The sequence below is a fragment of the Bacillota bacterium genome, from assembly GCA_012727955.1.
Taxonomy (GTDB): domain Bacteria; phylum Bacillota; class Limnochordia; order DTU087; family JAAYGB01; genus JAAYGB01.
Genome location: JAAYGB010000019.1, coordinates 1 through 15280, shown reverse-complemented (window position 1 = coordinate 15280; position 15280 = coordinate 1). Strand labels below are relative to the sequence as shown.

General features: G+C 53.0%; 15 protein-coding genes. All 15 read right to left on the bottom strand.

Annotated elements, in window-relative coordinates:
- Positions 1–128, bottom strand: a 128-nt coding sequence (tuf, locus tag GX030_04155) for an elongation factor Tu (GenBank protein NLV91572.1), incomplete at its 3' end; no start/stop codon positions are given.
- Between the two features lie 67 nt (positions 129–195).
- The gene (gene fusA / locus GX030_04150; GenBank protein ID NLV91571.1) at positions 196–2274 is read right to left on the bottom strand and encodes an elongation factor G; all 2079 of its coding nucleotides are present in this window, start codon (positions 2272–2274) and stop codon (positions 196–198) included.
- Positions 2275–2361: 87 nt separating this feature from the next.
- Positions 2362–2832, bottom strand: coding sequence for a 30S ribosomal protein S7 (gene rpsG / locus GX030_04145; protein ID NLV91570.1), 471 nt, complete (start codon positions 2830–2832; stop codon positions 2362–2364).
- 63 nt (positions 2833–2895) lie between these two features.
- On the bottom strand, positions 2896–3309 hold the full coding sequence (rpsL, locus tag GX030_04140) for a 30S ribosomal protein S12 (GenBank protein ID NLV91569.1): 414 nt from the start codon (positions 3307–3309) through the stop codon (positions 2896–2898).
- A 14-nt stretch (positions 3310–3323) separates the two neighbouring features.
- Complete coding sequence (locus tag GX030_04135) at positions 3324–3584, bottom strand: 50S ribosomal protein L7Ae-like protein (protein NLV91568.1); 261 nt, start codon at positions 3582–3584, stop codon at positions 3324–3326.
- 184 nt (positions 3585–3768) lie between these two features.
- Positions 3769–7266 carry a DNA-directed RNA polymerase subunit beta' gene (gene rpoC, locus GX030_04130; protein NLV91567.1) on the bottom strand — a complete coding sequence of 1166 codons (3498 nt, stop codon included), beginning with the start codon at positions 7264–7266 and terminating at the stop codon, positions 3769–3771.
- 5 nt (positions 7267–7271) lie between these two features.
- Positions 7272–10865, bottom strand: coding sequence for a DNA-directed RNA polymerase subunit beta (gene rpoB, locus GX030_04125; GenBank protein NLV91566.1), 3594 nt, complete (start codon positions 10863–10865; stop codon positions 7272–7274).
- 463 nt (positions 10866–11328) lie between these two features.
- Positions 11329–11700 carry a 50S ribosomal protein L7/L12 gene (gene rplL / locus GX030_04120; protein ID NLV91565.1) on the bottom strand — a complete coding sequence of 124 codons (372 nt, stop codon included), beginning with the start codon at positions 11698–11700 and terminating at the stop codon, positions 11329–11331.
- A 76-nt stretch (positions 11701–11776) separates the two neighbouring features.
- On the bottom strand, positions 11777–12304 hold the full coding sequence (locus tag GX030_04115) for a 50S ribosomal protein L10 (GenBank protein ID NLV91564.1): 528 nt from the start codon (positions 12302–12304) through the stop codon (positions 11777–11779).
- Between the two features lie 249 nt (positions 12305–12553).
- Positions 12554–13267 carry a 50S ribosomal protein L1 gene (rplA, locus tag GX030_04110; protein ID NLV91563.1) on the bottom strand — a complete coding sequence of 238 codons (714 nt, stop codon included), beginning with the start codon at positions 13265–13267 and terminating at the stop codon, positions 12554–12556.
- 59 nt (positions 13268–13326) lie between these two features.
- Positions 13327–13752 (bottom strand): 50S ribosomal protein L11, encoded by a 426-nt coding sequence (gene rplK / locus GX030_04105; protein NLV91562.1) that lies wholly within the window; start codon positions 13750–13752, stop codon positions 13327–13329.
- A 105-nt stretch (positions 13753–13857) separates the two neighbouring features.
- Positions 13858–14442, bottom strand: a complete 585-nt coding sequence (nusG, locus tag GX030_04100) for a transcription termination/antitermination protein NusG (GenBank protein ID NLV91561.1) — start codon at positions 14440–14442, stop codon at positions 13858–13860.
- 29 nt (positions 14443–14471) lie between these two features.
- Positions 14472–14663, bottom strand: coding sequence for a preprotein translocase subunit SecE (gene secE / locus GX030_04095; protein NLV91560.1), 192 nt, complete (start codon positions 14661–14663; stop codon positions 14472–14474).
- Between the two features lie 98 nt (positions 14664–14761).
- Positions 14762–14911, bottom strand: a complete 150-nt coding sequence (rpmG, locus tag GX030_04090; GenBank protein NLV91559.1) for a 50S ribosomal protein L33 — start codon at positions 14909–14911, stop codon at positions 14762–14764.
- Between the two features lie 248 nt (positions 14912–15159).
- On the bottom strand, positions 15160–15280 hold a 121-nt coding region (locus GX030_04085; protein NLV91558.1), incomplete at its 5' end, for an elongation factor Tu.

Genomic DNA, 15280 nt, shown 5'->3' with positions numbered 1-15280 from the left:
TCAGCGCCGCCCAACTTGGACAACAGCATGGTGATCGCTGCTGTAGTAGTGGTCTTACCATGGTCTACGTGACCGATGGTACCGATGTTTACGTGCGGCTTAGTTCGTTCAAACTTTTGCTTTGCCATCTGGATAAACTCCCTTCAATCTTGTTCTAGCCGGACCGCGCTAACGAATCTCGGCCTAGTATGCTTCCTACTCGCCACCGATTTTGGAGATAATCTCCTCTGCTAGACTAGCTGGTACTTCGTCATAGTGGGAGAAATGCATCGTATAAGTGGCTCTTCCCTGGGTGGCAGAACGCAAATCTGTAGCATATCCAAACATGTTGGATAGCGGCACAAGGGCTCGAATCGCCTGGGCATTACCCCGGGCTTCCATTCCCTCGATTCTACCTCGACGAGAGTTTAGGTCACCCATCACATCGCCCATGAATTCCTCCGGTGTTACCACTTCCACCTGCATGATGGGCTCAAGTAGTACCGGATTCGCCTTGCGAGCACCCTCTTTGAATCCGATGGATCCAGCGATCTTAAAGGCCATTTCCGAAGAGTCAACCTCGTGGTAGGAACCGTCGACCAAGGAAACCCGCACATCCACCATGGGATACCCAGCCAACACGCCACTGGCCATAGCTTCCTTGACCCCGTCTTCCACGGGCTTGATATACTCCTTGGGAACCACACCACCGACGATCTTGTTCTCAAACTCGAAGCCGGCACCGGGCTCCAGAGGCTCAATCTCCAGGACAACGTGACCATACTGACCCCGGCCTCCCGACTGACGGACGAATTTGCCCTCAGTGGAAACCGCTTTGCGGATAGTTTCTCTGTAAGCCACCTGAGGCTTACCGATATTGGCCTCAACCTTGAACTCCCGCAGTAGCCGGTCGACAATGACCTCAAGATGCAGTTCACCCATCCCAGAAATCACTGTTTGACCGGTCTCTTCATCGGTCTCCACTTGGAAAGTGGGATCCTCTTCCGCCAACCGCTGCAAACCAACGCCCAACTTGTCTAGGTCCGCCTTGGTCTTGGGCTCTACAGCCATACTGATTACCGGCTCCGGAAAATCGAGATTCTCCAAGATGATGGGATTGGTCTCATCACACAAGGTATCTCCGGTACCGGTATCCTTGAATCCAATGGCCGCGGCGATATCTCCGCTATAAACGGTCTCTATCTCTTCGCGATGATTTGCGTGCATCTGCAGAATCCGACCAATGCGTTCCTTGCGACCCTTGGAGGCGTTGTATATATAGGAGCCAGCATTCACAGCTCCAGAATAGACTCGGAAGAAACACAACCTACCAACGTAAGGGTCAGACATGACCTTGAAGGCCAAGGCAGAGAAAGGAGCCTCATCGTTGAGCTCTCGGCTATCCCTTTCCCCGGTGTTGGGATTGACACCCTCAACCGCATCGATGTCTGCAGGTGAAGGCAAATAATCAACCACCGCGTCCAGCAACAACTGGACTCCCTTATTCTTAAAGGACGAACCGCACAGAACCGGGACAATCTTGACCGCGATGCAGGCCCGACGCAGCGCCGCCATCAAATCCTCCGGCGCAATCTCTTCACCCTCGAGATATTGCATCATCAGCTCATCGTCAGTCTCACAAATCGCTTCGATCAACTCAGTCCGAGCTTCCTCGACTTCCTCGACCATATCCGCGGGAATGTCGGTCTGTTCATCAATCGTTCCTAGGTCGTCCGTAAAGATATGGGCCCGCATTTGGATCAAATCCACCATACCCACAAACTCGTCTTCTGCTCCGATGGGCAGTTGAATGGGAATGGCATTTGCGCCTAGCCGCTCTCGCATCATCTCAACGGCTCGACGGAAATCTGCGCCGACCCGGTCCATCTTGTTAACGTAGGCTATCCTCGGAACTTTATATTTGTCCGCTTGCCGCCAAACGTTCTCCGATTGGGGCTCAACACCACCAACGGAACAGAATACAGCCACGGCGCCATCTAGTACTCGCAATGACCGCTCCACTTCCACCGTAAAGTCCACGTGGCCGGGCGTGTCAATAATATTAATGCGATGACCTCGCCACTGGGCTGTAGTTGCGGCGGACGTAATCGTAATTCCCCGTTCCTTCTCTTGCACCATCCAGTCCATGGTAGCTGCGCCGTCATGGGTCTCTCCCAGCTTATGCACACGCCCGGTGTAGAAGAGGATTCGCTCAGTTGTGGTAGTTTTACCGGCATCGATATGAGCCATAATGCCGATATTTCTAGTCTTTTCGATACTGAATTGTCTTGCCAAAAGTTTTCCTCCTAACCAGGTAACTACTATTGCTCAACATATAGCTTGTCATCGGCCCACCCCAACGCTCTCACTACGCTGCACAGCTTACCAACGGTAATGGGCAAAAGCTCTGTTCGCCTCCGCCATTCGATGGGTTTCTTCCTTCCTTCGCACAGCTCCACCTTGGTTGTTGGCAGCATCGAGGATCTCTGCTGCCAGCCGCTCGGCCATCCGCCTCTCCCCTCGGGTCCGGGCAAATTGCACCAACCACCGCAAGGACAACGAGCGCCGCCGTTCTGGTCTCACTTCCACAGGAACCTGATAAGTAGCACCACCGACCCGTCTTGCCTTAACCTCAAGCACCGGGGTGATGTTCTTAAGCCCCTCTTCTAAGACCTCTAAAGGATCTCGTCCCGCTTTTTCTCGGACAATCTCTAGGGCCTCATACATGATCTTTTCAGCAGTACCCCGCTTGCCATCAAGCATCATGGCATTGATCAATCGGGTTACAGTCTCACTATTGTAGATGGGATCCGGAATAATCTCCCGTTTTGGAACATAACCACGTCTCGGCATTCTTTCCCCCCCTTTACTACAAAACATTTACCCAAATCCTCTAGTTATCCCTACTGCAGCACTCTACTTCGGACGCTTGGCGCCATACTTGGAGCGAGCCTGGCGACGGTCCTCGACTCCGGCTGCGTCCAAAGTGCCTCGAATCACGTGGTAAGGAACTCCAGGCAGGTCTCTAACTCTACCACCGCGAATCAGAACGATGGAGTGTTCCTGCAGGTTGTGCCCCTCACCGGGAATGTAGGAAGTAACTTCAATTCCATTGGACAAGCGTACACGGGCTACTTTCCGCAAAGCAGAGTTAGGCTTTCGGGGGGTTATTGTATACACCCGAGTACACACGCCCCGCTTCTGAGGTGAGCCGCTACTCTCTACAGTATCACCCTTATAGGTGTTGTAGTTGAACTGCAGAGCAGGGGCCTTGCTCTTCTTGCTGACCTTCTTACGTCCCTTGCGGACCAGCTGATTGATTGTCGGCATACTTATCCCCCTTTCTATGCGGTATGCTCTTCTATCAAAATGGCTGCAACAGCTGCACCTACGTCTATGCCGCAAGCCACTCCGAGCTCTTTCATACTGGGAACCTCAATGATCTCTACGTGTCTCTTTTCACAGAGGCGTCTAATCGGCTCAGTCACATGCTCCTGGGCATCGAGGGCCACAAAACAACAAGCAACTTTATCTAAGTTCAGTGCCCGAGTTGTCTGCTTGGCGCCGATTACCTTGGCCTTGGTCTTTTGAAGTGTGGCTAGCAAGCGCCCCGTCCCCCTTTGACCTGTAGAATCACCTCAGACACACTTGATAATTGTAGCACCGGCCAAAACGCCTGTCAAGGACCTTTGCCGGCGAAAATTCATCAGTTATCGTATAGGGTTTCGAGACCAAAGGTTTTCCTCTGATCCCGAAACCCTGTCAGTCCGAACTGTCTACTTATCTATTCTAATCAGCCTGGGCGGTAACCAATTGTTCCTCGGCATCCATCGACTCCTGAAGATCCGCCGGTGTGTCGACTTCAATGCTGCGATACCGAGCCATACCGGTACCCGCCGGAATTAGCTTTCCAATAATTACATTTTCCTTTAGTCCCAGGAGATGGTCGCTCTTGCCCTGGATCGCTGCTTCCGTCAAGACCCTGGTGGTCTCTTGGAAGCTGGCTGCCGACAAGAAGCTCTCGGTGGCCAAGGAAGCCTTAGTGATTCCCAACAGGACCGGTTTTGCCGTTGCTGGCTCTAGGCCCTGCTCTAGGGCCTTAGCATTGGCCTCCTGGAAGGCGAAATAGTCCACAAGCCCACCGGGAAGCAGCTCCGTATCGCCAGGGTCCTCAACCTTCACTTTCCTCATCATCTGGCGAATGATGACCTCAATGTGCTTGTCATTAATATCTACGCCCTGGGAACCGTAGACCTCTTGTACCTCTCGGACCAGATAAACCTGGACGTCCCGGGGACCTTTAATCCGCAGGATATCATGGGGATTAATCGGTCCCTCAGTCAGAGGATCCCCGGCAGTGACGACGCTGCCGTCCCTGACCTTCAAGCGGGCACCGTAGGGCAAGGTGTAGCTGTGTTCCTCGCCATCGGCAGTAGTTACTATCGCCTTGCGCACCTTCTTGGTCTCGGTCAGCTTCACCGTTCCGGCCACTTCCGTCATCACCGCTTGCCCCTTGGGCTTGCGAGCCTCAAAGAGCTCCTCTACCCGAGGCAGACCTGCGGTGATGTCATCCCCAGCAACTCCACCGGTGTGGAAGGTTCTCATCGTCAGCTGAGTTCCAGGCTCACCGATGGACTGAGCAGCAATAGTGCCCACTGCCTCACCGACATCTACCAAGCTGCCGGTGGCCAGGTTGCGACCATAGCACAGGGAGCAGACGCCGTGCCTGGTCTGACAGGTGAGTACCGACCGGATTTCCACCTTCTCCAGGCCACTGTCTTCAATGGCCTTGGCCATTGCCTCATCGATCATCCTCCCAGCTTCTGCCAACACTTCTCCAGTGGCGGGATGAACCACATCGGCCAAGGGCACTCTGCCGACCAATCTCTCCCGTAGAGGCTCGATGATCTCCTCCGAGTCACCGGAGATCTCCTTAATTGCCCCCACGGCAATGCCGTGGTCAACACCACAATCATGCTCCCGAACGATGACATCCTGAGCCACGTCCACCAACCGCCGGGTGAGATATCCAGAGTCTGCCGTCCGCAGCGCGGTGTCGGCCAGTCCCTTTCTGGTTCCGTGGGTTGAAATAAAGTATTCCAGTACCGTCAACCCTTCCCGGAAGTTGTGGCGAATGGGAATCTCGATGGTCTTACCCGTTGGGTCAGCCACCAAGCCCCGCATTCCCGACAACTGGCTCAACTGAGAAATGTTACCTCGAGCTCCGGAGTTGGCCATCATGTATACCGAGTTGAAGTGACCCAGGTTCTCCCACATGTCTCGGGTAACCTTATCCTTCGCGGAGGTCCAAATATCGATGATGCGTTGGGTCCGCTCTTCCCCGGTCAACAGACCACGGCGATGCTGAGTTTCCACCAACCCCACTTGGTCCTCAGCCTCGTTGAGAATCTCCGTCTTGCTATCGGGGATTTTGATATCAACGAGACCAATGGTGGTTCCGGAAATGGTCGCGTAGTGGAAGCCCAAGGTCTTAATCTCGTCCAAGACCCGTGCCGTTTTGGTACTACCAAAGCGCTGATACAATTCCGCCACTAGATTGCCCAGCTCTTTCCGGCCCACCGTCTGATTGTAGTATCCCAACTCCTTGGGCAAAATTTCATTAAAGAACAGGCGACCGGGAGTGGTCTCCAACCACTGCCCATTGAGTCTTACCTTGATCTTAGAGTGTAGTTCGACAATATCCTCATCGTAGGCAATTCGTACCTCGTCGGCATCCTTGAAGTACTTGCCCTCACCCTTAGCCCCATCCCGCTCCGATGTGAGATAGTAGATGCCAATTACCATATCCTGAGCCGGAGTGGTAACAGGCTTACCACTGGCGGGAAGCAGAATGTTGTGGGAAGACAACATCAACAGTCTTGCCTCCGCCTGAGCCTCAGCAGATAGGGGTACGTGGACCGCCATTTGGTCTCCGTCAAAGTCAGCGTTATAGGCAGTACACACCAGGGGATGAATCTTAATCGCTCTACCCTCGACCAAAACGGGTTCGAAGGCCTGAATTCCCAACCGGTGCAGCGTCGGCGCCCGGTTGAGCAGTACGGGATGTTCTTTAATTACCTCTTCCAGTACATCCCAAACCTCCGGTTGGAGGCGCTCTACCATGCGCTTGGCGCTTTTGATATTGTGGGCAAACCCTTCATCAACGAGGCGCTTCATCACAAAGGGCTTAAAGAGCTCCAATGCCATCTCCTTGGGAAGGCCGCATTGATGCATCTTCAGCTCCGGTCCCACAACGATAACGGACCGGCCTGAATAGTCCACCCGCTTACCCAGCAAGTTCTGACGGAACCGCCCCTGCTTACCCTTGAGCATGTCGGTAAGGGACTTCAACGGCCGATTACCGGGGCCCGTTACCGGACGACCACGCCGCCCGTTGTCAATTAGGGCGTCCACGGCCTCTTGGAGCATTCTTTTCTCATTACGAACGATGATATCCGGTGCCTCAAGCTCCAACAGCCTCTTGAGTCGATTATTCCGGTTAATCACCCGACGATACAAATCATTCAAGTCAGAAGTAGCAAACCGACCACCATCGAGCTGAACCATGGGGCGAAGTTCCGGGGGAATAACCGGGATCACGTCCAGAATCATCCACTCTGGCCGGTTACCGGAATTGCGGAAGGCCTCGACCACTTCTAGACGTCGAATTGCCCGGGAACGCCGCTGACCGGTGGTTTCCCTAATTTCCGCCCGCAGCTCTTCGGCCATCTTGTCCAGGTCCAGTTCCTCTAGCAGTACCTTGATGGCCTCCGCGCCCATTCCCGCACGAAAGCCCGTTCCGTACTTGTCCCGATACTCACGGTATTCCGCTTCATTGAGCAGTTCCTTCTTGGTTAGCCCGGTATCACCGGGTTCCAATACAATATAGGAAGCAAAATAGAGTACCCTTTCCAAAGTCCGCGGGGACATGTCTAGGAGTAATCCCATCCGGCTGGGAATCCCCTTGAAGTACCAGATGTGGGAGACCGGAGCGGCCAATTCGATATGACCCATCCGCTCCCGCCGCACCTTGGCTCGGGTAACCTCTACTCCACACCGATCACAAACCACACCTTTATATCGAACCCGCTTATACTTGCCGCAGTGGCACTCCCAATCCTTCGTCGGGCCAAAGATTTTTTCACAAAACAGGCCTTCGCGCTCTGGCTTGAGAGTTCGGTAATTGATGGTCTCAGGTTTCTTTACCTCTCCGCTCGACCAGGCCCGAATCATCTCCGGCGAAGCCAACCCAATCCGAATCTGATCGAAATTGTTGACATCCAACAAACCGATCACCTCTCATCCTCATCTTGGTCCTCATCCGACCCGTCGTTTTCCTCTACATCAAAATCTGGGAGATCCGCCGCCTCTTCATAGTCAGCATCGTCCTGATCCTCAGAATCATCGTCGGAGTCACTTTCGTCGTCATCGGATTGATCCTTTGGTTTCCGCTCTTCCTTCGACCGTTCATGATCGGTACGAATGTCGATTCCCAGCTCTCGCGCCATCTCGCTAATGTCCTCTTCGTCGTCCCTGATTTCCACTTCTTGCTCATCATCACCAAGAACCCGGACATTGAGGGCTAGACTCTGTAGTTCTTTAATCAGGACCTTGAAGCTTTCGGGAACACCGGGCTCCGGTACGTTTTCCCCTTTCACAATGGCTTCATAGGTCTTTACCCGACCAACCACGTCATCGGACTTGACAGTGAGTAACTCCTGCAATGTATAGGCAGCACCGTAGGCTTCCAGGGCCCATACTTCCATTTCTCCAAACCGTTGCCCACCAAACTGCGCTTTACCACCCAGGGGCTGCTGGGTAACCAGCGAGTAGGGTCCAGTGGACCTAGCATGAATCTTGTCATCGACCAAGTGGGCCAGCTTCATCATGTAGATATAGCCAACGGTCACATCATTTTCAAATTTCTCACCGGTGCGGCCATCGTACAATACCGTCTTGCCAGTCGTGGGTAACCCTGCCTTTTCCAGCCAGTCGAAGATTTCATCTTCCGTAGCTCCGTCAAAGACCGGTGTGGCCACATGCATGCCCAAGGCCGAGGCCGCCCAGCCTAAGTGGGTCTCAAGAACCTGCCCGATATTCATCCGGGAAGGTACACCCAGGGGATTCAAGACAATCTCAACGGGAGTACCGTCGGGCAGGAAGGGCATATCCTCCTCCGGCAGAATCCGAGCGACAACACCCTTGTTTCCGTGGCGTCCCGCCATCTTATCTCCCTCGGAGATCTTCCGCTTCTGGGCCACATAGACTCGCACCAACTGGTTGACACCGGGGTTAAGTTCATCGCCGTTCTCCCGGGAGAATACCTTCACATCCACCACAACTCCACCCTCACCGTGGGGAGCTCGCAGCGACGTGTCTCTTACCTCTCGAGCCTTCTCACCGAAAATCGCCCGCAACAGGCGCTCCTCGGCGGTAAGCTCGGTCTCTCCCTTGGGAGTAACCTTACCGACTAGGATGTCTCCCGGGCCTACCTCGGCACCAATGCGAATAATTCCTCTCTCGTCGAGGTCCTTGAGTCCATCTTCTCCCACGTTGGGAATGTCCCGGGTGATCTCCTCGGAACCCAGCTTGGTATCTCGCGCCTGGGCTTCATATTCTTCAATATGAATCGAGGTAAAGACGTCTTCCGTAACTAGTTTCTCGCTCAACAAGATGGCGTCTTCGTAGTTATAGCCTTCCCAAGCCATAAAGGCCACCAGGACGTTGCGGCCCAAACTCAGCTCACCATTGTCAGTACTGGGCCCATCGGCCAACACATCCCCGGCCTCGACCCGCATCCCCTTGCGTACCAAGGTCTTCTGGTTCATACAGGTACCTTGGTTGGAACGCTGGTACTTGAGAAGTCGGTAGCGATCAAAGGTACCATCATCAGCCTGCACCACAATCTCCGTGGCACTCGCGTAGGTGACATAACCGGAGCGACGTGCCAAAACCACAACGCCGGAGTCCCTGGCTACCTTGGCTTCCATTCCAGTACCTACCACAGGAGCCTCGGTCCGCAACAGGGGCACAGCTTGCCGCTGCATGTTGGAACCCATCAAGGCACGGCTGGCGTCATCGTGCTCCAGAAAGGGAATCATCGCTGTGGCGATACTTACCACCTGCTTCGGCGAAACGTCCATGAAGTCTACCTGGTCTGGACGAGTCAACAGAATTTGATCCTTATAGCGCACACTAACGCGATCGTTGGTAAACCTACCCTCTTCGTCAAAGGGCTCATTGGCCTGAGCAACAACGTAGTTGTCCTCTTCATCGGCGGTTAGATACACAATCTCCTCGGTAACTCGACCATTTTCCACTCGACGATAGGGCGTCTCCAGGAACCCATACTTATTCATCCGGGCGAAGGTACACAAAGAACCGATGAGTCCAATATTCGGCCCCTCGGGAGTTTCAATGGGACACATCCGACCATAGTGGGAGTGGTGAACGTCCCGCACCTCAAAGCCAGCCCGATCTCGACTGAGACCACCGGGTCCCAAGGCACTGAGTCGACGCTTATGGGTAATCTCCGCCAAAGGATTAGTTTGATCCATAAATTGGGACAACTGGCTGCTGCCGAAAAACTCTTTAATGGCAGCCACCACAGGCCGAATATTGATCAAGGCCTGAGGAGTGATGATGTCCACATCTTGAATCGTCATCCGTTCCCGCACAACCCGCTCCATCCTGGACAAGCCAATCCGGAACTGGTTTTGGAGCAACTCACCGACGGATTTCAACCGCCGGTTACCCAAATGGTCGATATCATCGATATCGCCAATCCCGTACATGAGATTAACCATGTAATTGACGGTACAAACTATATCCTGCGGAGTGATGTGCAAGGGCTCTTCGTCATAGATTCCGTTACCCATGATCCGAACAGGCTGATCGCCGGCACCGTATACCAATACCTCGGTAATCTTGAGGTCAGCGATTTTCTCTGCCGTTCTGCGATCGATGTACTGGTCAGCCTCTAAAACCAGCTCTCCGGTATTGGGATCAACCACAGGCTCAACAGTGGTCTGCCCCACCAAGCGCTCAGTAATCCGCAGCTTCTTGTTCAGCTTATACCGACCAACTGGCGCCAGGTCATAGCGTCGGGGCTCAAAGAGCATCGACTCCACCAAACTGCGCGCATTTTCCTCCGTCGGTGGCTCACCGGGACGGAGACGCTTGTAAATTTCGATTAGGGCCTCAGCTTCCGTTGTGGTGTTATCCTTCTCTAAGGTGTTCTTAATCGGCGCTAAGTCATCGAACATCTCCAGGATCTGGGTGTTACTACTGTATCCCAAAGCGCGAAGGAGTACCGTTGCCGGAAGCTTACGGGTTCGGTCTATACGAACGTGGAGCACATCGTTGGCATCGGCCTCAAACTCCAACCAAGCACCTCGATTAGGAATGATCCCGGCCCGGTACAACTTCTTACCGGTTTTGTCTACTTCAAAGCTAAAGTAAACTCCGGGAGACCGAACCAACTGACTGACAATAACCCGCTCTGCCCCGTTAATGATAAAAGTTCCGCTTTCAGCCATTAGGGGGAAGTCTCCCATAAAGACTTCCTGTTCCTTGACCTCACCTGTTTCCTTGTTAATCAGGCGAGCCCTTACCCTTAGAGGAGCAGCATAGGTTTGGTCTCGATCACGACATTCCTCGACGGTGTACTTTGGCTCGCCGAGACTAAAGTCCACAAACTCCAAGACCAGATTTCCTGTGAAATCCTGGATGGGGGAGACATCGCGAAAAACCTCGAGCAAGCCCGTTTCCAGAAACTCCTCGTAGGACTTTCGCTGAATCTCGATCAAGTCTGGCATCTCCATAACTTCTTCGATTTTGCCAAAGCTATACCGCTCTCGCTTACCAATTTGCACGGCAGAAGCCATTACCCTCACCTCTCCTTCGCGTTCGCCTACACCCAACCCACAATCATCAAGTCCTAAGACAAATAATCTGCGACCCAATCAAGCTAAGTCGCAGCAAAATTTTTCTGCCCGAGACGTAAAAAAACGAGGGATTACAATCTGCACGGACAATTAATATAGTAATTGGTCCTGGTTGCCATTGCCCTCGCCTCCTCAATAGAGTAGACGCATATAGTCACCAATCTATAACATTTGTTAGCACTTTACAAACTATGCGCTTGTATTCAGGAAAAGTATAGGCTGAAAAGAGCCTAACTTAGACTTGCCCATAAAAGCGCTTAACTATCATATCATTCAAGCATTTTCCTGTCAAGGTACTTCCGCGCCATTTTTGGCAAATAGACCTTCTAGACCCGGTTATAGGAAAAGGGCGGAGCATTGTGCTCCGCCCTAAATTGTCGGATCAAAAGTAAGTTTACCCAGCTTACTTGAGTTCTACGACACCGCCAGCCTCTTCGATCTTCTCCTTGATCTCCTCGGCCTGCTCCTTGGAAACGCCCTCCTTGATTGGGTTGGGAGCTTCGTCAACGAGAGCCTTAGCCTCTTTCAGGCCAAGACCGGTAATCTCACGGACAACCTTGATTACCTGGATCTTCTTGGCGCCGGCGCTGGTCAAGATGACGTCAAACTCGGTTTGCTCTTCCTCAGCGGCAGCCGGAGCAGCACCAGGAGCAGCAGCAACAGCCACAGGGGCAGCGGCGCTGACACCAAACTTCTCTTCCATTGCCTTAACGAGCTCGGAGAGCTCAAGTACGCTCATTTGCTCAATAGCTTGTAGAATTTCATCTCTAGTCATTCTCTAAGTTCCCCCTCATAATCGTGAATAAAATCCTTGCTTGCCACAGCCCGAGCCATGGCCCCAGGTCAGGCCACTAAGCGCCTGCCTCTTCCTTCTGTTTTCGAATAGCCTCCAAAGCGTAAACGAAGTTGCGAATGGTACCCTGCAAAACATTGACCATTCCAGCAATCGGTGCTTGCATGCCCCGCAATACCTGGGCCAGCAACTGTTCTCGGGAAGGAAGCTCGGCTAAGGCCTTAACTTCGTCGAGCCCGATAACCTCTCCGTTCAGCACTCCAGCCTTCAGCTCTAGAGCCTTATTGTCCTTGGCAAAATCCGACAGCACCTTAGCCGGTGCCACTGGATCCTCATACCCAAAGGCAATCGCCGTAGGGCCTACCAGATACTGGGACAGGTCATCAAGCCCCAGCTCTTTTGCCGCGATGATAGTCAAAGTGTTCTTTACTACCTTGTACTCGACCCCGGCCTCACGCAGTTGCCGTCGCAGCTCAGTGACCTGCTTCACGTTCAGCCCCCGATAGTCGGCTAAGACCGCACCTTGACTACGGGAAAGGTTCTCCTTAATCTCAGCAACGGCTGCGACTTTATCCGCTCTTGGCATCCTTTCACCTCCATACCCTACCCTACAACAAAAGCCTCGCAGACTAATGTCCAGAGGCTTAGAATCAAAAAGGTAATATACAAAGACACCGATATTACCCCTTGGCTCAAAAACCTCGGATGGCGGGTCTTCCCATTAAACCTCACAGGAGGTACCAATCTGTCTGCGGCTTGCTACCAGGGAATATGTTGTCAAACTTCTCAAACCTAAATTAGTCTACCATAGGAACTTGCCATTGCCAAGCCCTAATTACTCTCTTTCCTCCAGGAAAGCCAAAACACTGGCCGGGTCAATGCGAATGCCCGGGCCCATCGTCGAAGCAATGGCAACCTTACGCAAATACTGCCCTTTGGCGGCAGCGGGACGGGCCTTGACGATAGCATCCATTAATGCTCTAAAGTTTCTGAGCAGGTCCTCCTCGGAGAAGGACATCTTGCCAATGGCCACGTGAATACCGGAGTCCCGAGTCACCCGATACTCGATCATACCGGCCTTTAGTTCACGAACAGCATTGCCAACTTCGAAGGTAACAGTTCCTGCCTTGGGGTTCGGCATTAAGCCCCTGGGGCCCAAGATCCGACCCAAGCGTCCAACTATCGCCATCATGTCCGGAGTAGCTACACAAACGTCGAAGTTCATCTCACCCTGCTGAATCCGTTCCGCCAAATCCTCGGCTCCAACGATATCAGCACCGGCTTCCTCCGCCGCCCGAGCGTGCTCACCTTTAGCAAAGACCGCTACCCGAACATCCTTACCGGTACCCGCGGGTAAACCTACAGTGCCCCTCACCTGTTGGTCAGCATGTCGCGGATCGACTCCCAGCTTCAGCGAAACCTCAATGCTCTCATCAAACTTGGCTACGCCCGTCTTCTTGACAAGGGCGAAGGCTTCCCTCGGGTTGTATAATTTATTCGTATCTACCAGCTTAGCAGCCTCGAGATACCTCTTACCTCTTTTTGCCATTTGTTATCCTCCTTTGTGGTCCAAGCGGAAGTTATCCTCCCACAATGAGCCCTGATGGGCTAGCCCTCAACAACGATGCCCATGCTGCGAGCGGTACCGGCAATCATGCGCATTGCCGCCTCTACATCGGCCGCGTTCAAGTCAGGCATCTTTAGTTCAGCGATCTCTCGGATCTGCTCCGTGGTTACCTTACCCACCTTCTCCCGGTTGGGCACACCAGAGGCCTTATCCAAACCAGCCGCCTTCTTCAGCAAAATCGATGCCGGCGGAGTCTTGGTAATAAAGGTAAAGGAACGATCCTCAAACACCGTGATTTCAACGGGGATAATCATACCCATTTGTCCCGATGTCCGCTCGTTAAAGCTCTTGCAGAACTCCATGATGTTAACACCGTGCTGACCCAAAGCCGTACCTACTGGCGGTGCCGGGTTGGCCTTACCGGCAGGAACCTGCAACTTGATAATAGCACTAACCTTCCTTGCCATCCTGATCCACCTCCTATCAAACACACCCTAGTCCACCCCTAAGCCAGGTGGACAAACATAAGCATGAAAAATACTGCGAGAGGACTTAAATTCCAGCCCGCAGCTCTAAATCTTCTCAACTTGGGAAAATTCTAGCTCCACGGGAGTCTCCCGACCAAACACCGAGACAGTCACCCGCAGCTTGCCTTTGTCGGGATTAACCTCGTCCACCGTACCGGTAAAGTTAACGAAGGGCCCATCAATCACTCTGACGCTATCACCACTGACGACATCAATCTTGGGTCGAGCCTCTTCTAAACCGATCTGACGCAAAATCCCGGCAACTTCCTCATCTAGCAAAGGAATCGGCCTGGTTCCGGAACCGACAAATCCGGTGACTCCCGGGGTGTTTCTCACCACATACCAGGAATCATCGTCCATTTCCATGCGCACCAAGACATACCCGGGAAATATCTTCTTCTTGACGAGCTTCCTCTTCCCGTCTTTGAACTCCATTTGTTCTTCGATGGGGACAAGCACATCAAATATCTTGCCTTCCATCGCCATGGATTCGACACGACGTTCGAGGTTGGCCTTGACCTTGTTCTCGTACCCCGAGTATGTATGAATGACATACCATTTGCCTTGGTTGTCTGGGCCTTCATAGCCCTGTTCCGGGTCCCCTTGGGTTCTCTCGTTAATATCTTCCATGTGTGGGGTATCCATGTTACGGACTCCCCTCACCCCCCTAGTCGCCGGAGCACGTTGACCAACTCACCAAAGGCCACGTCAACGACACCGACAAATACCGAAACGATGGCTACTAGCACAAGAACGACAACGGTGTACGTTCTCAGTTCCTTGCGATTGGGCCAGCTGGTCTTGTATAGCTCTGCCCGAACCTCTCGCAAGTACTTCTTAAATCGTTCCACCCAGGTTTTCTCCGCTGTTCTCTTTACCGCTGCCAAAGCAACCACATCCCCGCAAACGTTATGACCGAATTCTGCGAGTCACCAGTTTCGAGCCTAGGCTACCGAGTCTCTCTGTGCTCCGTATGCTGTCGGCAGTACTTGCAGTATTTCTTCAGCTCCAGACGCTCGCTGGTGTTTCGCCGATTCTTATTGGTTCGGTAGTTCCGATTCTTACATTGAGTACACTCTAATGTCACGCCTACCCGCATTCCACACACCTCCAGGGCTACAATCACCTATTCAATCTAACACATTTCCCTGGGCCTGTCAATAATGGCAATTGCCCCACCGGGCGCCAGTGGCGCCTCCTCTACAGCCTATCCCATATCCATTATTCCCATACAAAGGGAAATCTCTGTACCGAGTATGAAGGAAAAAGCAAGGCGGCATCAGCCACCCTGCTTCTCGCCTTTATTAGGATATCCTCGGAGGATATCTATCGATGCAATGCTTTCACCTAGCTAATAATCTTGGTGATTACACCGGCACCGACGGTACGGCCACCCTCACGAATCGCAAAGCGCAGGCCTTCCTCCATCGCAATCGGGGCAATCAGTTCGCCACCGATGGTTACGTTG

Bases quoted from the DNA above. Each gene is read 5' to 3' on its own strand.
- nusG (NLV91561.1), bottom strand. From the start codon at position 14,442: ATGGAAGATATTAACGAGAGAACCCAAGGGGACCCGGAACAGGGCTAT.
- rpsG (NLV91570.1), bottom strand. From the start codon at position 2,832: ATGCCGAGACGTGGTTATGTTCCAAAACGGGAGATTATTCCGGATCCC.
- rplK (NLV91562.1), bottom strand. From the start codon at position 13,752: ATGGCAAGGAAGGTTAGTGCTATTATCAAGTTGCAGGTTCCTGCCGGT.
- rpmG (NLV91559.1), bottom strand. From the start codon at position 14,911: ATGCGGGTAGGCGTGACATTAGAGTGTACTCAATGTAAGAATCGGAAC.
- rplL (NLV91565.1), bottom strand. From the start codon at position 11,700: ATGACTAGAGATGAAATTCTACAAGCTATTGAGCAAATGAGCGTACTT.
- GX030_04115 (NLV91564.1), bottom strand. From the start codon at position 12,304: ATGCCAAGAGCGGATAAAGTCGCAGCCGTTGCTGAGATTAAGGAGAAC.
- rplA (NLV91563.1), bottom strand. From the start codon at position 13,267: ATGGCAAAAAGAGGTAAGAGGTATCTCGAGGCTGCTAAGCTGGTAGAT.
- rpsL (NLV91569.1), bottom strand. From the start codon at position 3,309: ATGCCGACAATCAATCAGCTGGTCCGCAAGGGACGTAAGAAGGTCAGC.
- rpoB (NLV91566.1), bottom strand. From the start codon at position 10,865: ATGGCTTCTGCCGTGCAAATTGGTAAGCGAGAGCGGTATAGCTTTGGC.